The following is a 19,731-nucleotide window of genomic DNA, read 5'->3' as shown; positions in this document are numbered from 1 at the left end:
GCCGTTTATAGCATTGTTGAACATAACGTAGGGCAGGTATACTTTGCATAAGCCTTTTATATCCTCTGAAAGGAATTTGTATAAAGCTCTTGCTGCAAGGCATTCTTTGCATTAGCCTTACGGTTGCCTGTACTTTTGCCACGAAATTTACCTGTTGCCCTTTAACAGCGAGCCCATCTAAAAGTTGATACAGCCAGTTCTGGCAAAACAAGCATAGGCAAGGTGGTGCAAAATATAGTTCACCATACTTCCATCATTTGCTTTAACTTACTATATTCATACTCCACCTCAAAGCAACTAACCCAATGAACACAAAACGGACCTTACTTACTGCCTTTGGGCTAAGCTTACTGGCTGCACCTGCCATGGCACAAGATGCAAAGCTGCAGGCCAGGGTAAACACGCTAGCCGATAAAATAGAGCCGCAGGTAGTTGAGTGGCGCCGGGATTATCACGCGCATCCAGAGCTGGGCAACAGCGAGTTTAAAACAGCTGAAAAAATTGCGACCCATCTTAAAAAATTGGGTATGGAAGTAGAAACCGGTGTTGCAAAAACAGGGGTAGTCGGTGTTCTGAAAGGAGGCAAGCCTGGTCCTGTGGTAGCCTTGAGAGCAGATATCGACGGACTGCCTGTGACGGAGAGAGCCGATATCCCTTTTGCCTCCAAGGCAAAAGGCACCTATAATGGACAGGAAGTTGGAGTGATGCACGCCTGTGGCCACGATACGCACATTGCCATGCTTTTAGGGGCTGCCGAAGTGCTTACCAGTATGAAAGACGGACTAAAGGGCACAGTAAAATTTGTGTTTCAACCAGCAGAAGAAGGACCGCCTGCCGGAGAGGAGGGAGGCGCTGCTCTGATGGTAAAAGAAGGCGTTCTGGAGAAGGGGCCGAAGCCGGAAGTGATTTTTGGCCTCCACATTAACTCGCAGACGGAGGTGGGCACGCTAAAGTATAGACCAGGTGGTATAATGGCAGCTGCAGATGTATTCTCGATAAAAGTTAAAGGCAAGCAAGTGCATGGTGCCAGCCCCTGGGGTGGTGTTGATCCTATCGTTGTATCGGCACAGATCATCAACGGATTGCAGACAATTATCAGCCGCCAGACAGAATTAACCGAAGACGCCGCAGTGATTACAGTAGGGCAGATACATGGTGGGGTACGCAATAACATCATTCCTGAAGAGGTGATGATGGAAGGTACCATTCGCACCCTTGATAAGGAAATGCAGAAAAAGATCCATGACAAGATTAGGTTAACGGCTACCAAAATTGCAGAGAGTGCCGGGGCAACTGCTGAAGTGGAGATTAGGGAAGCAGCAGCTTTAACTTATAACGATCCAGCCTTAACAGAAAAAATGCTGCCTACATTACAGGCAACCGCAGGCAAAGACAAGGTAGTGCTGATGAATGCCATGACCGGAGCAGAAGACTTCTCATACTTCCAGCAGAAGATTCCGGGGCTATACTTGTTTGTAGGCGGCATGAAAAAAGGACAGGACCCTGCAACTGCACCTGCACACCACACGCCGGAGTTTTACATTGATGAAAGCGGCATGAAGCTAGGTGTTAAGACCCTGACCAACCTGGCGCTGAATTACATGAACAGTAAAAAGTAGCAAAAAAGCGGAACTGATGAGGTTCCGCTTTTTTGCTTATCCTGCTGCAGTCCGGTCATTCCAGCACCAGTCTGCCCGATTTTATAGTTTTGCCTCCCTTTACAATATGAAACACATACACACCAGCTGATATATGCGCAGGGCGTTTTAATAGATTTCTGCCAGCTATTAAGTTAGATGTAAACACATGCTTCCCGTTGCTGTTGAACACCTTTAACTGTGCGTTGTGTAAGTTATCGCCTTCCACAAAAAACTTACTTGCAACTGGGTTTGGATATAGCTGCACCCTTGCATTATCGGCTAGATCTCCTGACGAAGTTGGCTGCTGCGCTCCGATGTATACATTCACAAAGTCCCAGCCATAGGCAAATTGATTTCGTGCGGTAGGGTTCATGTCAATCCTGGAAGCTCCTCTTAAACCAATTATGTAAGGCTGGTTGCGTGCTATACTTGTAGCAGGTGTTAACCTTAAAGTTACAGCCAGGCCATTGGCAGAGTCGCGGGCCGCAAAATCAGGAGTTGCAAGATCAAGCGTGTCCAAATCGCTGAATTGTTTTGCATAGATTGGATGGGTGCTATTGGGGGCTTTCTCCACAAAGAACTCGAGCTTTAACGTTTGTTCTGGCTTTGCATACACAGAGCCGTCGTAGTTTATTGTGAGTCTGTCTTTATTCAAAAGTTTTACAACAGGCTGATGATCCCTGTCTTTTACCAGCAGGTTTATGTCAACTACGATATAGCCTACAGGTTGCTGTTCTCTATACTCTGTTATTTTAACTGAGATGGCATATTCTCCTTTAACAACTGGGTTTTGCCAATGCAGTTCACCAAATTTATTAATGTGCAGGCCAACCGGAAACTGGTATCCTGGCAGGTTCTGGGGTATGCTATTCTGATTCAGGTGCTGTGGTGGTACCAGTTCATAGGTAAGCCTGTCTCCGTCGGCGTCGTAAGCGATCATATTCGTTTTAAACGGCTCGCCTACAAATGCCTCATGTGGGGCAGGTACAATAATATCTGCACTATTATTGTTAACGGTCGTAAATCCAGCTTTTACCTGTGTTCTTATAAACTGGGTCAGCTGATCAGATGGATGTGGAACATTGATAATATTGGGATTTCTATAAATACCAACCCAGTACACCATATAGTTACCGGGTGCAGCATAAGTGTATTCCCATTCATAAACCTCGATGCTATTATAATTTTGATAAGAGATATTTTTGGTTTTAGGTACTGTAACCTGATTTAGGTCGCCCATACCTATGTGTACAACAGGATCATCTGCAATAGAGCGATCATCTGAAAATATAGTGAGCTTAAATTTATACTTCAGCGGATTCTGCGAATCAACCTTATAACTAAAATAAGCCCCATTTATATGTGTGGAATTACTGGTAAATGGAACAAGCAGGATAACAGCGAGGATTAGGACTAAAAGCTTCGTTTTCATGATGCTGATGTGGTTGTCAATTCATACACAATATATTATATTAACTAAAGCTAAGTCCTTTATATTGTTGAAATATTGCAAAAAACGTTGCAAAGTTTACCGTGTATTTTGTGTGTAAGAACTTAGTCTGTTTGCTTGCTGTTGAAGAGGCTGGTAACTTTGCGCCATATTTTACACATAAACATGAAACAAAACGCCTCAAAGTACATAGGGGGCCTGCTACTCCTGCTGAGTTTAGGAGCTTGCCAGCGCACTTTTGTAGCTTCGCCTAGCCTAACCACTACCGATGTACCTGTTGATACCGCCATTATGGCCGACCCGCAGATGGAGGCTAAAATTGCGCCTTACCGGCAGGAAGTATCTGTGAAAATGTCGGAGGTAGTAGGTATAGCACCGAATGCTCTGCAAAAAGGAGATTACGAGTCGCCGCTGGCTAATTTCGTAACCGACCTGCAGATTATCCAAAGCAAGCCGCTTTACAGCAAACCCATAGATTTATCGCTTACTACTAATGGAGGTTTACGCGTGCCGCTGCCAGAGGGCAACATTACCACAGGCCATGTGTTCGAGCTGATGCCTTTCGAGAATGAGCTGGTAGTGCTAACCCTGAGTGGCGAAAGCGTAAAGCAGCTTTTTGACTATGCCGCTGAGAAAAAGTTTGTAGCCATCAACAACTCCACTTATACTGTGGCGGGTGGTAAGGCAACAAACATTAAAATAAACGGGAAGCCGCTGGATGTAACCCAAAGCTATACTTTAGTTACGTCTGATTACCTGGCTGGCAGCGGCGACGGGTTGGCGATGCTGAAAGACCCGGTAAAGTATGAAAAAGTTGGCTTTTTGTTGCGGGATGCTATTCTGCAGCATATCAGGCAACTAACTGCCGCTGGCAAGCCCGTAACAGCAGAAGTACAGAATAGAGTAACCATCCTCCCTTAAGTATAAAACCAGATGAAAAGAAGAGACTTTCTTAGAACAACAGCAGTAGGGGCGGCTGGTATAAGCTTGCTCGGCGTGCCTTTTTCGGCTGCTGCTGCACAAAGTATAACCCTTACCATACTACATACTAATGACCAGCATTCTCGCATCGATCCAATTCCGGATGATGGGCGCAAGTATGGCGGTATGGGCGGCATGGCTAAACGTAAAACGCTGATTGAGCAGATAAGGCAGCAGGAACAAAACGTGCTGCTACTCGATTGCGGCGACATTTGGCAGGGCACGCCATACTTTAACTTTTTTGGAGGTGAGCTGGAGTATAAACTCATGAGCGAAATGAAGTATGATGCCGCCACTTTTGGTAACCATGACTTCGACAACGGTTTGGAAGGTTTAAATAAAATGCTGCCGCACGCATCGTTCCCGTTCCTGTCTGCCAATTACGATTTCTCTAAAACCATCCTTAAAAACCGCTTCGAGCCTTACAAAGTTTTTGAAAAGCAAGGGGTGCGCGTTGGCGTTTTTGGCTTAGGCATTGAGCTGCAGGGCCTGGTAGGCGACAACAACATTGGGGGCACGGTATACAACGATCCGGTGGCGGTGGCCCGGGAAATGGTGCAGGAGCTGCGCGATAAACAAAAGTGTAACCTTGTTGTTTGCCTTTCACATTTAGGTTACAAATACGATAACGAAAAAATAGACGATTTAAAGCTTGCCACACAGGTAGAAGGGATAGATTTAATTTTAGGCGGCCACACCCATACTTTCCTGGATGAGCCAACCCTGGTAAAACACGATAGCGGTCACGAAACCCTTGTGAATCAGGTAGGTTGGTCTGGTATTTACCTTGGCCGCATCGACTTCTCCTTCAACAAAACAACTAAGAAAAGAACAGATATGAGAACTGCGCTTTTGCCGGTAAACATACCTGTAACAACTTCGTGAAAAAATAATTTTTTGTTTACATATATTTAAGCAAATTTGTAACCCCCTGCTGATAAAAGGAGAGGTATTTTCACCAGACGAATCTTAGTGAGTTTTGGAAAATTGGATGATCAAAGATTGTACAACTGTATGGAGTAACTGCCTGCAGGTGATAAAGGAAAACATTGGCGAACAGAGCTTTAAGACTTGGTTCGAGCCAATTAAGCCTATATCCTTGCGCGATAGCGTACTTACTATACAAGTGCCAAGCCAGTTCTTTTATGAGTGGCTGGAGGAGCACTATGTGCAACTTCTAAAGAAAGTCATTTACCAGGAGCTAGGCAACGAAGGCCGGTTGGAGTATTCTATCATTGTGGACCGCGGCAACGAGGTAAACAAACCACAAACGGTAAATATTCCTACAAAAAAAATACCGCAGGCTGTCGTTAATTCGTACCGCCCCGAGCAAAACTTCATCAAGAGCCCGTTCGAGTCGAAGACGATTGACCGTAACTTCCTGAACTCGCAGCTGAACCCGACCTATACTTTCGAGAACTATATTGAAGGTGACTGTAACCGCCTGGCCCGTTCTGCGGGGTATGCCGTAGCCAACAAGCCGGGTACAACCTCTTTTAACCCATTGATGGTGTACGGTGGAGTAGGTTTAGGTAAAACGCACCTGGTGCAAGCCATCGGTAACCAGATCAAAAACAGCAACCCTGAGAAGTTTGTACTTTACGTCTCGTCAGAGAAGTTCGTGAACCAGTTCATCGAGTCCCTGAAAACGAACAACGTACAGGATTTCGCCAACTTCTATCTTCTGGTTGATATCCTGATCATCGACGACGTGCAGTTTTTGAGCGGTAAAGAGAAGACGCAGGAAATGTTCTTCCACATCTTTAACCACCTGCACCAGTCTGGCAAGCAGATCGTAATGACCTCAGATTGCCCGCCGCGCGACCTGAAAGGCCTGGAAGAGCGTTTATTATCCCGCTTTAAGTGGGGCTTAACGGCCGACCTGCAAAGCCCGGATTTTGAAACACGTATGGCCATCATCCAGAAAAAGATGCAAGGCGACGGTATTGATATTCCGGATAATGTGGTGGAGTACCTGGCGTACAGCGTAGATACCAACGTGCGTGAACTCGAAGGTGTGCTGATCTCTCTGATCGCGCAGTCGTCGCTTAACCGCAAAGAAATTGACTTGGAGCTTGCCAAGCAGGCCTTGAAGCATATTATTGAGGATGTTGAGACAGAGGTAAACCTTGACTTCATCCAGAAAACCGTGGCCGAGTACTTCCAGGTAAGCCTGGACTCGCTGAAAGCCAAAACGCGTAAGAAAGAGATTGTAACGGCACGCCAGGTGGCCATGTACTTTGCCAAAGAGTTTACCAGCCACTCGCTTAAGTCTATCGGTTACCATTTCGGCGGCCGCGACCACAGTACGGTAATACACTCGGTGCAAACAGTTTCTGACTTGATTGATACAGATAAGAAGTTTAAAGCCAGTATCCAGGAGCTTCAGAAGAAGTTTAAATCCAAAGCTGGTTAATAAGTATACATGTAAAACGAAGCGGGCCATACTTGTGCAAAGTATGGCCCGCTTCGTTTTATAAAGGACTTAAGAGATGTTAATTTGCCAGGTGTTTTCGTAGCAAGCGAAATTTACGTCACCCCGCCGCTGCTGGTGTTTTCACCAACAGCAACTTTAGTCCTACAAACATCAACTGTTTATACTTCTTCTGCTGCAAGTGTCAGGTTGTTGAGGGTGCGGTTGTTTGCTGCTTCATCGCTACCGTTACGCTGTTAATGAAAACACCAACCAGAACATAATACTTCATCGCCTGCCCTTGCTGCGCGTTTTCACCAGCAAGAAGAATAGCCGTTATCCTGTAGTGCAAGTTGTTATTGAAAACACCAACAGCGTCAGGAAAACCAATTAGCGTTCGGCATAAGTATAAGGTAGCATTGGTCTTCAATTTGCAACTATAAAACAAGTAGTATGGGTATTTGGCTAGCTTTGAGACGGCAACTGATCATTTTCCTGACATACTTCCTGCTATGTTCTTTATTCCTGTTAAACCATTCAGGTGGAGCCAACATCCTCTTTGTTTTCTTACTTTTTATAGCAGCTGCCACGCATGGCCTTGTTGGGTTGGTAAAAGTGATAAAAGGTAAAACCTGGACGGTGGATGATCTGCTTATAATGCTGGTCCTCTTTATTTTAGTTATTTTCCTGGTAGGGTATTACCTTGAATTTATGTGGTGGTTTACTTCCATCTTAAAAGGGAAGCGGTAAAACCAGGCAAAAAAGAGAGCGGCCATACTTTGCACAAGTATGGCCGCTCTCTTTTTTGTGTAAACCAGTTGTTTTTATGGCCGGTTGGTAACAGACTCAGAAAGTGCGAAACCGTTGGTTGCGGCAATATCCTTTACTCTGTTCTTGATCTTCTCCAGGTCTCGCTTTTTACGCACCTGCTTTAAATCCATGTATACCTTGCTTTCATCTTTAAGCGAGATTCTAAGGGCATACGGCGATACATGCATGGCCTCTATGTCAGGTATCGAAACGATGTGCTTTGTTCTGAATACACCATACTTTTGCACAATGTATTGGGGCGTGACTTCTATGTAAGATTGTACTCCGAAAATAGAAGTATTTTGCAGCACCACATACATGAAAAAAATAAGCGCAAGCCCAAAAAAAACATAGTATAAGTAGCCTTGTCCGTTTTCACCTTCTCCGGTTACGAGCAGCATTGCAGCCCAGGCCAGCCAAAAAAGTGTAAGTATAATTTGTACTGTAAAAGAGAGTTTTGCACTTTTTGTTGGGCTTAGCTGCACAATCAGCGACGATCGTGCGTTACTACTACCGGGTACTGCCATGTTAAGGTGATTTGGTGAAACTTCAGGTTTATCTCATATCTTAGTGCAATATAATAATTTATTCAATTAAAGTTGCCTTCAAACCAATCTCCGGTACAGCAGAAAGGGCTTTCGATATAGGACATTTCTCTTTTGCCTCCTGTGCAAGTTTCTGAAGGTCCTCGTTAGATAGTTTCGGTACTTTGGCCTCAACAGTTAAATCTATCCGCTCTACCAAAGGTGCGCCGTCCTTCTCGCCAAGTATAACTTTCGCTTTTGTGTGTATATAATCCGGTGTGTAACTCTCTTTGCCCAGCAAGGCGCTCAAAAACATAGAGTAGCAACCTGCGTGTGCGGCGCCTATAAGTTCTTCGGGGGTGGTGCCATTGGTTTCGTGGCCAAAGCGTGTGCCGTAGCTGTATGCCGACTCGATAGTGCCGTTTCCGGTTTTAATGTTTCCTTCTCCGTCTTTCAGGCCTTTTTTCCAGGTAGCCTCTGCATTATGTTCTCTCATAGCTTTTTATTTAGTTAAGGTTTAACACATTAATAGTGCAAATAGCCTTTGTATGTTACAGTAGATGTATAAAATTAAAGAGCTAAGCCGCTGAAATTAGCTGACGATATGGCAATACTGGTTAATCTGGCTATATTTACCATCACACAAAAACAGAATGTATGGGTGTAAAAGCATTGTTGAGCAAACCGCTTGCTGCCTATGTGCATAAAAAGAACCTGCGTTGGATGGAGAATCCGGTGGAAGCACAGCAGGCAGTTTTTCAGAAGATAATAAGCAAAGCTCAAAACACCTTGTTTGGTCGCGACCATAAATTCAGCAACATAAAATCGCATGCAGATTTTGTGAAAGCTGTGCCCGTTCGCGATTATGAGGGCCTGAGCCAGTATTTCATAAAAGTAAAAGAAGGCGAGAAAGATGTGCTCTGGCCTGGCAAGCCGCTTTACCTGGCAAAAACATCGGGCACTACTTCGGGCACAAAGTATATCCCTATCTCCAGAGATTCTATTTCGAACCACATAAACGGTGCCCGCAATGCTTTATTGGCTTATGTGCACGATACCGGTAAGTCTGATTTTCTGGATGGGAAGATGATATTCTTATCCGGGAGCCCGGAGCTGGAAGAGGTTGGCGGAATAAATACAGGGCGTTTGTCTGGCATAGCTAACCACCATGTGCCCGGTTACCTGCGCACAAACCAGTTACCAAGCTACAGAACCAACTGCATTGAAGATTGGGAAAACAAGCTGGACCAGATAATCGAAGAAACCATCGACCAGGACATGACCCTGATTTCAGGGATACCGCCTTGGGTGCAGATGTACTTTGATAAACTTATGCGGCAGACGGGGAAGTCGATAAAAGACATTTTCCCGAGCTTTAATTTGTTTGTTTACGGAGGCGTTAATTTTGAGCCTTATCGCAAAAAACTGTTCGAGTCTATTGGCAAGCAGGTAGATTCTATTGAGCTGTTTCCGGCATCAGAGGGCTTTTTTGCGTACCAGGACAAGCAAAACGATTCGGGGCTGCTGCTGCTGCTTGATACAGGCATCTTTTACGAATTTATACCTGTTTCAGAGTATTTCAACGAGAACCCTACCCGCTTAACCATTGGCGAAGTAGAAGTTGGCGTGAATTATGCTTTAGTAGTGAGCAGCAACGCCGGGCTTTGGGCTTATTCTATTGGCGACACCGTGAAGTTCACATCTGTAAAGCCCTATAAAATAGTGGTAAGCGGCCGCATTAAGCACTTTATATCAGCCTTTGGCGAGCATGTTATCGGCGAGGAAGTAGAAAAGGCAATGAAGGCAACGATGGCTAAGTTTACAGAGGTAGAGTTAACAGAGTTTACAGTAGCACCCTACGTTAGTCAGAGCCAGGGGGCATCGTATCATGAGTGGCTGGTTGAGTTTGCCAAACCACCGCATAATGCAACAGCCTTTGCCGATGAACTGGACGAGCAGCTCCAAAGGCTCAACTCGTATTACTACGACCTGATTGTGGGTAACATATTGCATAAACTAAAGCTTACGGAGCTGCCAAAAGGCTCTTTCCGGAACTATATGAAGTCTCAGGGTAAACTGGGTGGCCAAAATAAGGTGCCACGTTTAAGTAATGATAGAAACCTGGCTGATGGATTGTTATCAATAGGAAACGAGGAGCAAACAAAGTTTAACAGTTAACACTTTTTCAAGACACGTGAAGTATAGATTGGGCGCTTTTCCAACTTATACTTTATACTTCAAATTAAATGAAAAGAATTGCCATACTTGGCTCTACCGGTTCTATCGGTACGCAAGCCTTAGAGGTTATAAAGGCAAACCCCGATAGTTTTGAACTGGAGGTGCTTACTGCCCACAGCAACGCCGACCTGCTGGTACAGCAAGCGCTGGAATTTAACCCCAATACCGTTGTAATTGCAAACGAAGCCCTTTACGATAAAGTACAGGGTGCTTTGCAACACACCGACATCAAGGTATACGCCGGAGCAAATGCCCTTAATGCTGTAGTAGAGATGGGTACTGTAGACATGGTGCTTACCGCTATGGTAGGCTATGCCGGTTTGCAGCCAACTATCCGGGCCATCAAGGCGGGCAAGCACATTGCGCTAGCCAACAAAGAAACGTTGGTAGTGGCCGGCCAACTGATCACAGATCTAGCGAAGGAGTATGGTGTTAATATTTACCCCGTTGATTCGGAGCACAGCGCTATTTTTCAATGCCTGGCAGGAGAGTTTCATAACCCGATCGAGAAAATTATACTTACAGCCTCTGGTGGGCCGTTTAGAGGGCGTACCGCAGCAGAACTGGCTACTGTAACAAAAGCACAGGCCTTAAAACACCCCAACTGGGACATGGGTGCTAAAATTACAATCGACTCGGCATCATTAATGAACAAGGGCCTGGAGGTGATCGAGGCCAAATGGCTCTTCGCCCTTAAAAACGAGCAGATAGAAGTAGTGGTGCATCCGCAGTCAATTATCCACTCGCTGGTGCAGTTTGAGGATGGCTCTATGAAGGCGCAAATGGGCCTGCCCGACATGAAGTTGCCGATACAGTATGCACTGGCTTACCCTAACAGGCTAAAGTCCGATTTCCCGCGCTTTAACTTTATGGATTACCCGCAGCTTACCTTCGAACAGCCCGACCTGGAAACGTTCCGAAACCTGCAGTTGGCTTTTACAGCAATGGAACAGGCCGGAAACATGCCGTGCATCCTGAACGCTGCCAACGAGGTGGCCGTAGCCGCTTTCCTTCGCGATGAAGTAGGTTTCCTGCAGATGTCGGATATCATCGAAAGCTGTATGGCAAAAGTTGCGTATATTGCGAATCCTTCCTTCGAAGACTATGTTGATACAGACAGAGAGGCTAGGGAAAAAGCTATTGAACTCATAAATAACTAAGAACTGTAGCCTTTGCGGGCCATAGCAAAACAAGAATAAGATTTTATTGATGGATATTTTAGTAATGGTTGGTCAGCTCATCCTGGGCCTGACGATACTGGTAGGATTACACGAGCTTGGCCACATGCTGGCAGCAAAGTGGTTTGGAATGCGCGTAGAGAAGTATGCCATCGGCTTTCCTCCAAAGATTTTCAGCAAAAAATTCGGTGAGACAGAATACATGCTGGGGCTTATCCCGTTAGGCGGTTTTGTTAAGATTTCCGGTATGGTGGATGAGTCCATGGATACAGAAGCCCTGAAAGAAGAGCCGAAGCCGTGGGAGTTTCGCGCAAAACCAGCCTGGCAGCGCCTGATTGTAATGATGGGCGGCATTATTGTGAACGTGATTACTGGTATTGTAATTTACATCGCCCTTACTTACAATTATGGCGAGCAGTACATACCTGCAAAAGAAGTAAAGTATGGCGTAGTACCTAACGAGATCGGGAAAGACATTGGCTTTCAGACCGGTGATAGGGTAGTAGCTGTAAATGGCAAAGAACTGGAGCGCTTTGAGGATGTGTACTCTATGGATGCCATACTTGGACGCAATGCCTACTACACAGTAGAGCGCAACGGGCAGCAGGTTAAAATTGAGGTGCCAGCCAACCTGATGGACCGCGTAGCCGACGACAAGGACCGTATGTTCTTTGTGCAGCCAAGGCAGCCGTTTAAAGTAGGACAGGTAATGGCCGGAAGCGCAGCAGCCAAAGCTGGCCTGCAGGAGGGCGATTTTATTACCAGAATTAACAACGAGAGCATTAAGTTTTTCCATGAGCTACAGCAGGCGCTGCATGCCAATGCAGGCAAAGCAGTAACCATGATGGTAGAGCGTGACGGTAAACCTATAAAACTTAAGGCCGAAGTGAGCGAAGAAGGCACGCTTGGCTTTATGCAGGTGCCTTTGCTGCAGTTCGCTACAAAGAACTATAGTTTAGGCGAGTCTATCCCGATGGGTACGAACCAGGCATTTGGCGTAATCACAGCAAATTTAAAAGGCTTTGGCAAAATATTCAGAGGTGAGGTTTCTGCTTCTAAATCGTTGAGCGGCCCAATTGGCATTGCCCAGATTTTTGGAGATACATTTAGCTGGTACAAATTCTGGAACATCACGGCCATGCTGTCTATGGTGCTGGCGTTCATGAACTTCCTGCCTATTCCGGCGCTTGACGGTGGTCACGTTGTTTTCCTTACTTACGAGATCATCAGCGGCCGCAAGCCATCTGATAATTTTTTAGAGAATGCCCAAAAAGTGGGTATGGTTTTATTGTTAGGCTTAATGGCATTTGCTATATTTAATGATGTGTTCAAGATAATCTTCTAACCAAGATCCTCTCATGAAAGCCATCGTGAAGTACGCCCTGACAAACTTAATTTTTGTATTTGCCTTTATCACCGCCGAAGCTGCTCCCGCAGCCTGGCCTACAACTATAAACCAGCACGCTATTGCCGCACAAGGCGATAGCGTGTACCTGGTACAGCAAGGCGACACCTATTACAGCCTTTCCCGCCGCTTTAATATTCCCTTGGATTCGCTTCAGAAATGGAACGAGTATAAACTGCAGATAGGCCAGACGCTTTACCTGAACCGTAAGGCCATGGCAAGTGTGCAGGTTGCCAAACCAAAACCACAGCCAACAGCAGCTAAAGCCGCACCAGCTCCTACAGTACCTGTGGCAAGTAACTCTGCCTCCAGAGCCGCCGCACCGCGCACCGCCGAGCATAAAACCAAAAGTCGCGTCATGGTTATCCCCTTCGATCCATACTTATACTTTTCGGATGCGGATGATGAGATAGCCAAAAAATCAAAGATACCGCGCCAAAACGTGCGCCACGTTTTCCGGAACAGGTTGAATGCTTTGTTAGCTCCGGAAGGTTACGAAACCATACATTTGCTGGGAGGCGTTTACCGCGACAGCGTAAGCGAACTTAGCCGCCTGTATAAATCGCTTAGCTATAACTACCAGGACAACAAGCAATCTAAGTATAACAACCAGCCAGTAGTAAAAGAGGAAAAAGGCGGAGCCTTGGATTGGGTGCAACGGCAGAAAGAGAAGCTGGGTGGTGAGAAAGAAACTCAGCCGGTTTCCGTTGCCAAGGACCCGACAAAGCATTTTGGCGTAAAAGTGAAAGACCCGAATTTCTTCAGCTACTTCAACAACCAGTATGGCATTGATTATTATGTTTTCATTAACCAGTTTGAGGTAAAAACAAACTATGAGAACTGCCTGGACCGTGCTGCCCTGAACTATGAGCGCAATTTCCTGGTTCATTACTCTATCTACAATAACAAAGGAGAGTTGGTGTCTGGCAATAAGATAAGTGTAGATTACGAGTCTAACATGAACGATGTGCAGCGTATTGTAAGCGACAATATGCCTGCCATGGCAAAACGTGTACTTTCAGACCTGCCTTCCTCTGGAAAATAAGTATGAAGTATAAAACTCTGTTTTTGGTGCTGGCCCTGCTGGTATCGTTTTTTTTTCCTGCGCTGGCGCACGATTTCCATACAAGCATTACCGATATAAAGTATAACCCCCGCACCCAAACCCTGGAGGTGGCGCTCAAGGTTTTTACTGACGACCTGGAAGAGGCGGTTTCTAAGTTTACCAAAACAAAAATAACCTACAACAGCAACTCTGCGGAGCAGCAGCAGCAACTCTATGCCTATCTGCAAACCAAACTAAGTTTTGAACTGGCAAAAGGTAAGGCGTTAAAGTATAAGCTACTTGGCTCAGAAGCCGAAACTGATGCGGTGTGGATGTACGTGGAAGTGCCTGTTAAAAGTGCCTCGCTGGCGCAACTATATGTGAAAAATGCAGTCCTTACTGAGGTTTTTGGCGACCAGATGAACATCGTAAACCTGAACTACAAAGGCAAAACTGAAAGCGTATTACTGCAGCGTGGCGAAGAACAGAAGAAGTTCACGCTATAGCACCAGGTTTTTTCTTTCCGCAAGCTTAGCCACAGCTTATACCCAGTGGCGTAAGCACACAAATAGTACCCTGCAAACCCCTATAATCTTACTTTAAAACCAATTGGCGCACCTTTAAAAGTGCCGTCAGCATAATTAACGCAGATAAGGCTCCGCTCAAAAACCGCACTACCCATCGTTCTACCTGGTTTATGCTAGCTATATTGGGGCTGGTATAGAGCAACAGCAGCAGCCCAGATCCCATCACGAAAGCCCAGAAAAATAACCATTTATACTTTCGCTGTTGCTGTAAAGTATAAACTGGCAACTTGCTTATGTATAAAGAAATTGCTGCCAGGCCAGCAACTGTACTGATATGCTGTATCCAGCGGCAAAGGGGCAAAGCATAACCCAAAAAATCAACAGGCTTTCGGAGAATGGCGAAGTGGCGCACAAAAAAGCCTGAGTAGTGTGTAAAGCTATCCCAGAACAAGTGCGATAAAATACCTATAAAGGCTGAAATAAAGAAGATATGCCAGTTTTGGCGCATATACCTGAACCAATTAGCATGTGCAGCCACAGCAGCCCTGCGTGCCAGAAACGGAGGCAGAAACCGAATAAGCTGCTCTCTTACAACTGCATGAAAAAGCAAAGCAAGTATAAGGGTGACGGGTAAATTGAAGACAAGTATACCTTTTAACGTATGGCTGACTTTAGTTGTGATAAGGGGGCTGATAAAGTATGCAAAATCAGGAGCTATGCTGCCAATTACCAATCCTGTAGTAGAAAAGAGGCGGCGAAATTTATACTTCAACGGAAGTACAATGGCAGGATGCGCGGCTGTAAAAGGCATTATACTTATTTTAAACCGCGCTCAGGTTTCTCCGGCTTTATCAACCGGAACTCTACACGGCGGTTGATTTTCCTGTCTTCGGCCGTTTTTTCGTCTCTTAGCGGTTTAGAGCTGCCAAAGCCAACGGCATCAATGCGGCCTTCTATCATGTTTACCCGCTGTTCAATGTATTTCCTGATGGCATCGGCACGATCCTGGGAAAGCACCAGGTTAAATTCTTTGTCGCCGGCACCGTCGGTGTGGCCGGCAATCTCAAGCCTGAATGTAGGATGGTCAATTAGGAAAAGCGCGACTTCATCCAGTATAGGCTTCATATTCTCTTTTATTTCAGACTGATTCTGGTCGAATTCAATGTTCTCGAACACCATCGGTATGCTGTAGTCGATAAGTGTTGTCATCAGCTTAAATGATGTATCCTGCTGCAGGGAGATTTCGCGTTCGAGAGTAAAAAAATCAGGCCCTTGTATCATCAGCATATACCGGGAGTTATCAATAAGGTCGAACTCAAAAGAACCGTCCGGGCGCAAGTATTTGGAGGAAACCTCAATACCGTTATCCAGATCTATAATAGAAACGATGCCAGATAGTGGTTTATTTGTAAGCGAATCGGTTAAGATACCCTGCACTTTGGTTACGGCCAGCGGGTGTGCCTCCATTGGCAACGGAAAAGAGTACAGGTCCAGGTTTTGAATATCGTCGGCTTCGGAGCGGGCATAGTATAAATTTCGGGAATCGGCATCAATGGTAAAGTAGTACTCGCTGCCCCGCCCGTTTACCAAAGGGCCTATGTTGCGTGGCTCCTGCCAATGCCCCTGCACATTGTATGTTTTGTAGATGTCGAAGTCGCCGAAGTTGTAGAGTTGGCCACGTGAGCTAAAGTATAAAACCTGGTACTTGGGGTGGTAGAAGGGGCTTACTTCGCTCTCGCGGGTGTTCACGGTAGGGCCCATGTTCTGTGCCGGAGCCCAGTCTCCATTTTTGTTTTTGTAGGTAAAGTATAAATCCGATAGTCCAAAACCATCCAGGCGGTCAGAGGCAAAGTATAAGGTGTCTTCGTTAAGCGATAGGGTAGGCTGAGAGTCCCAGGCATTGGTATTTACATTGGGCCCCAGGTTTGTAATCTCACCCCATTTGCCGTCGGCTTGCATTTTAGCCATGTACAGGTCGCAGTTTCCGTAGCCATCCGGCGATTCGCAACGGGCAAAGTATAGCGTTTTGCCGTCGCGGCTAAGGCAGGCAGAGCCCTCGTTGTATATGCTGTTAATGGGCTTGCCAAAGGATTGTGCCTCTTCCCAGAAGCCATTATTTTGCTTCGAGAAGTATAAATCTTCGTTGGCGCGGCCATTTAAGCCTTGCAAGTTGCGTTTAGAAGTATAAATAAACACCTCATTCTCCTCGTTCAGGGTAGGGCCGTAATCTTCGTAAGGCGAGTTGATGGCATTGCCCATGTTCAGGTAAACGCCTTTGGGAGGTTTAAAAGTGGCGATGGATTTACGATACTCTACCAGCTCATAATAATAATCCAGGGGCACGTAATAGTCTTTTGTGTTTTGCTCCAGCGAGTCGTAATAGGAGTACACACCGCGAGCATCGGTGCGGTGGTGCTTCAGTACCAGCCGGTAAAGCTCCTTTGCCTCCTCTTTTCTGCCGGTGCGCTCAAAAAGCTGCCCAAGCCGCCATAGCAGGTAAGTGTCTTTGTAGAAGTTCTGTATCCCAAAATTTGTTACATAACGCTCTAGCAGCGGCAGCACCTGGTCGTATTGCTTCCTTTTTTCCAGCCGTTGTATCGCAGAAAGCTTCTTCTGGTCGCGATAGTAAGGTATTTTATTTATATTAGGGAAATTGAGGTGAATCTCGGGGTTTGGTGCCTGCTTGTTTAGCTTAAGCCCCTGTGCGCTATCCAACGGGATATGTTGTAACTGCCCCATGCAAAGCAGGGGGAAAAACAACAGTATTGTAAAAATGGCTATGAGCAGGGATTTTTGCTGCATTACACTAGATTTATCCTCATGCCAAAGATATTATTTTTGAACTATATTTTGTGCTAATTTTAGATGCTAATGTCTTTTTAGCTTTAATATTGCATATAAAACATTTCGGCACAGGACAAATAAGCAGACTATAACAGTATGGCACAAGTCTTGACAACTATACAAAAACCTCAGAACATAGCTCCAACTGCTTTGTTTCTGTCATTATGGCATTGATCTTTATATGAACTATACTTTAAAGAACTTTTTACAAAACCTTTTGCTAAGCAATTTATCTGACGACGAAGAGGTAGAGCTGATCCCGATTATTACTGCGGAGGCAGAAGACGATCTACCTGTTGAAGCTTTACCTGATGAACTCCCGATACTGGCAGTACGCAACACAGTACTGTTTCCGGGGGTGGTATTGCCAATTACGGTAAGCCGCAAAAAATCTGTGAAACTAGTGCGGAGAGCACATAAAGGAGATAAAATAGTAGGCGTAGTTGCCCAGAAAAACTCTAACAGCGACGACCCTACTGCAGAAGACCTTTTCGAGGTTGGCACGGTGGCTAAGATACTGAAAATGCTGGTATTGCCTGATGGCAATACCACGATCATTATTCAAGGGCACAGTCGTTTTAAGATAGAAGAAGTAACGTCTGAAGACCCATACTTAACGGCGCGCGTTACAGCTTGTACCGAAACTCCGCTGGATAAAAAGAATAAGAAGGTAAAGGCGCTGGTGCAATCGCTGAAAGATGCGGCCGGTAAAATGCTGAAACTGAACCCTGAGATACCGCAGGAGGCACAGGTAGCGCTCGATAATATTGACAATCCGGGCTTTTTAACGCACTTCCTGTCGAGTAACCTGAACGTAGATGTAGCCCAGAAGCAGGCCTTGCTGGAGGTAAACGACGGCGTAGAACGCGGCACGCAGCTGCTGGAGCTGATGCTACGCGAAATACAGCTGCTTGAATTAAAGCAGGAAATCCATACCAAAGTACATACCGACCTGGACCAGCAGCAGCGCGACTACTTTTTGCGCCAGCAGATAAAGGTATTGCAGGATGAGCTAGGACAGGAGGGACCAGACCAGGAGATTGAGCGGTTCAGAGAACGTGCCGCCAAGAAGAAATGGCCTGAGCCTGTTGCGCAGCACTTTAAAAAAGAAATAGATAAACTGGCACGCTTAAACTCTCAGGCTGCCGAATACCCGGTGGCGGTAAACTACCTCGAGTTTCTGCTGGACCTGCCATGGAACGAGTACACCAAGGATAACTTTAATTTAAAGCGCACCAAAAAAATACTTGATGCAGACCATTACGGCCTAGAGAAAGTGAAGGAGCGTATCCTGGAGTATTTGGCCGTGCTGAAGCTGAAGAACGACATGAAGGCGCCTATACTTTGCCTGTACGGACCTCCGGGTGTTGGTAAAACATCGTTGGGCAAGTCTATTGCAGAGTCGTTGGGCCGAAAGTATGTCAGAATGTCGTTGGGTGGCGTGCGCGACGAGGCCGAGATTCGCGGTCATCGCCGTACCTATGTAGGTGCCATGCCCGGCAAGATCATCAACCAGATTAAAAAAGTAGGCTCTTCGAACCCGGTAATTATACTCGACGAGATAGATAAGATTGCTTCTGATTTCCGTGGCGATCCGTCTTCTGCTTTGCTGGAGGTACTGGACCCGGAGCAGAACAGCACGTTTATGGATAATTACCTGGATGTGGAATATGACCTGTCCAAAGTATTGTTCATCGCTACGGCCAACTCTTTGGATACCATTCAGCCGGCCCTGCGCGACCGTATGGAGATCATCGAGCTGACGGGTTATACTTTAGAGGAGAAAACGGAGATAGCGAAGCGGCACCTGTTACCAAAGCAGATAGCTGAGCACGGCCTTACAGAGGATGATGCTAAAGTATCCAAAGCTACGATTCAGAAAATAATAGAGGATTATACCCGCGAGTCTGGAGTGCGTAGCCTGGAGCGAAAAATTGGCCAACTGGTGCGCCACACAGCCAAACTAAAGGCAATGGAAGAGGAATATCCGGTTAACATTAAGCCGGAAGATGTGGTTAAACGCCTGGGTTCTGAGATATTCGACAAAGAAATTTACCAGGACATCGACACAGCTGGCGTAGTTACAGGCTTAGCCTGGACATCAGTAGGTGGCGATATCCTTTTCATCGAATCCATACTTAGCAAGGGCAAAGGCAAACTTACGCTTTCAGGCCAGCTAGGAGATGTGATGAAAGAATCGGCTATGACGGCCATCTCATACTTAAAAGCACACGCTGATTTACTGGACATAGATTACCGCCTGTTCGACCAGTACGACTTGCACATCCACTTCCCGGAAGGGGCTGTGCCAAAGGACGGCCCATCGGCTGGTATTGCCATATTCACGTCCATTGCCTCTGTGTTTACCCAGCGCAAAGTAAAAGGGCGTTTGGCTATGACAGGCGAGATCACGCTTCGGGGCAAGGTATTGCCTGTAGGCGGTATAAAAGAGAAGATTCTGGCTGCCAAGCGTGCCGGTATCACCGATATCATACTTAGCCAGAAAAACAGGAAAGACATCAACGAGATCCCGGAGCAGTACATTAAAGGCCTTACCATACATTATGTAGATCGTGTGGACGAGGTTGTTAAAATTGCGCTGCTGAAGGAGAAGGTAAAGAACCCGCTGAAACTGGTAGTGACGGAAGAGAAAGCCGCAGCTGATAAAGAGTAATT

Annotated in this window: 17 protein-coding genes; 11 read left to right on the top strand and 6 right to left on the bottom strand. The window is 46.0% G+C overall.

Going from position 1 to position 19,731, the window contains the following annotated elements; all coding sequences use genetic code 11:
* Positions 1–305: 305 nt before the first annotated feature.
* Positions 306–1,619, top strand: a complete 1,314-nt coding sequence (locus Q1A23_RS16225; protein WP_299825146.1) for an amidohydrolase — start codon at positions 306–308, stop codon at positions 1,617–1,619.
* Between the two features lie 55 nt (positions 1,620–1,674).
* On the opposite strand, the gene Q1A23_RS16220 is transcribed toward Q1A23_RS16225, so the two are convergent.
* Entirely contained in the window at positions 1,675–3,072 is a 1,398-nt protein-coding gene (locus tag Q1A23_RS16220; protein WP_299825145.1) for a T9SS type A sorting domain-containing protein, read from the bottom strand.
* Positions 3,073–3,255: 183 nt separating this feature from the next.
* Between Q1A23_RS16220 and Q1A23_RS16215 the strand changes: the two genes are divergently transcribed.
* From Q1A23_RS16215 to dnaA, 3 genes are all read left to right on the top strand, one after another.
* Positions 3,256–4,011, top strand: coding sequence for a 5'-nucleotidase (locus tag Q1A23_RS16215; RefSeq protein WP_299825144.1), 756 nt, complete (start codon positions 3,256–3,258; stop codon positions 4,009–4,011).
* Positions 4,012–4,023: 12 nt separating this feature from the next.
* Positions 4,024–4,956, top strand: coding sequence for a metallophosphatase (locus Q1A23_RS16210; protein ID WP_299825142.1), 933 nt, complete (start codon positions 4,024–4,026; stop codon positions 4,954–4,956).
* Positions 4,957–5,062: 106 nt separating this feature from the next.
* On the top strand, positions 5,063–6,487 hold the full coding sequence (dnaA, locus tag Q1A23_RS16205) for a chromosomal replication initiator protein DnaA (RefSeq protein ID WP_299825140.1): 1,425 nt from the start codon (positions 5,063–5,065) through the stop codon (positions 6,485–6,487).
* Positions 6,488–6,689: 202 nt separating this feature from the next.
* On the opposite strand, the gene Q1A23_RS16200 is transcribed toward dnaA, so the two are convergent.
* Complete coding sequence (locus tag Q1A23_RS16200; RefSeq protein ID WP_299825138.1) at positions 6,690–6,914, bottom strand: hypothetical protein; 225 nt, start codon at positions 6,912–6,914, stop codon at positions 6,690–6,692.
* Positions 6,915–6,937: 23 nt separating this feature from the next.
* On the opposite strand from Q1A23_RS16200, the gene Q1A23_RS16195 reads away from it, so the two are divergent.
* On the top strand, positions 6,938–7,234 hold the full coding sequence (locus tag Q1A23_RS16195) for a hypothetical protein (RefSeq protein ID WP_299825137.1): 297 nt from the start codon (positions 6,938–6,940) through the stop codon (positions 7,232–7,234).
* Between the two features lie 74 nt (positions 7,235–7,308).
* Here Q1A23_RS16195 and Q1A23_RS16190 read toward each other — a convergent pair whose 3' ends face one another.
* Positions 7,309–7,821 (bottom strand): hypothetical protein, encoded by a 513-nt coding sequence (locus tag Q1A23_RS16190; RefSeq protein ID WP_299825136.1) that lies wholly within the window; start codon positions 7,819–7,821, stop codon positions 7,309–7,311.
* 58 nt (positions 7,822–7,879) lie between these two features.
* Positions 7,880–8,314 (bottom strand): OsmC family peroxiredoxin, encoded by a 435-nt coding sequence (locus Q1A23_RS16185; protein WP_299825135.1) that lies wholly within the window; start codon positions 8,312–8,314, stop codon positions 7,880–7,882.
* A gap of 161 nt (positions 8,315–8,475) precedes the next feature.
* Between Q1A23_RS16185 and Q1A23_RS16180 the strand changes: the two genes are divergently transcribed.
* The 5 genes from Q1A23_RS16180 to Q1A23_RS16160 all read left to right on the top strand — a co-directional run bounded on the left by Q1A23_RS16180 (position 8,476) and on the right by Q1A23_RS16160 (position 14,190).
* Positions 8,476–9,996, top strand: coding sequence for a GH3 auxin-responsive promoter family protein (locus Q1A23_RS16180; protein ID WP_299825134.1), 1,521 nt, complete (start codon positions 8,476–8,478; stop codon positions 9,994–9,996).
* A 68-nt stretch (positions 9,997–10,064) separates the two neighbouring features.
* Positions 10,065–11,216: a 1-deoxy-D-xylulose-5-phosphate reductoisomerase gene (locus Q1A23_RS16175; RefSeq protein WP_299825133.1), complete on the top strand. Its 1,152-nt coding sequence runs from the start codon at positions 10,065–10,067 to the stop codon at positions 11,214–11,216.
* Between the two features lie 49 nt (positions 11,217–11,265).
* Positions 11,266–12,579: an RIP metalloprotease RseP gene (gene rseP / locus Q1A23_RS16170; protein WP_299825132.1), complete on the top strand. Its 1,314-nt coding sequence runs from the start codon at positions 11,266–11,268 to the stop codon at positions 12,577–12,579.
* A gap of 13 nt (positions 12,580–12,592) precedes the next feature.
* Entirely contained in the window at positions 12,593–13,684 is a 1,092-nt protein-coding gene (locus tag Q1A23_RS16165) for a LysM peptidoglycan-binding domain-containing protein (protein WP_299825131.1), read from the top strand.
* Between the two features lie 2 nt (positions 13,685–13,686).
* Positions 13,687–14,190, top strand: coding sequence for a DUF6702 family protein (locus Q1A23_RS16160; RefSeq protein WP_299825130.1), 504 nt, complete (start codon positions 13,687–13,689; stop codon positions 14,188–14,190).
* 88 nt (positions 14,191–14,278) lie between these two features.
* Here the strand turns inward: Q1A23_RS16160 and Q1A23_RS16155 are convergent, their stop codons facing one another.
* On the bottom strand, positions 14,279–15,022 hold the full coding sequence (locus tag Q1A23_RS16155; protein WP_299825129.1) for a DUF4184 family protein: 744 nt from the start codon (positions 15,020–15,022) through the stop codon (positions 14,279–14,281).
* A 5-nt stretch (positions 15,023–15,027) separates the two neighbouring features.
* Positions 15,028–17,013, bottom strand: coding sequence for an OmpA family protein (locus tag Q1A23_RS16150; protein ID WP_299825128.1), 1,986 nt, complete (start codon positions 17,011–17,013; stop codon positions 15,028–15,030).
* A 223-nt stretch (positions 17,014–17,236) separates the two neighbouring features.
* On the opposite strand from Q1A23_RS16150, the gene lon reads away from it, so the two are divergent.
* Positions 17,237–19,729: an endopeptidase La gene (lon, locus tag Q1A23_RS16145; RefSeq protein ID WP_299825126.1), complete on the top strand. Its 2,493-nt coding sequence runs from the start codon at positions 17,237–17,239 to the stop codon at positions 19,727–19,729.
* Positions 19,730–19,731: the final 2 nt, after the last annotated feature.

It is taken from the genome of uncultured Pontibacter sp. (genome assembly GCF_947492645.1).
GTDB lineage: Bacteria > Bacteroidota > Bacteroidia > Cytophagales > Hymenobacteraceae > Pontibacter.
This window is presented reverse-complemented; position numbering and strand designations above follow the sequence as displayed.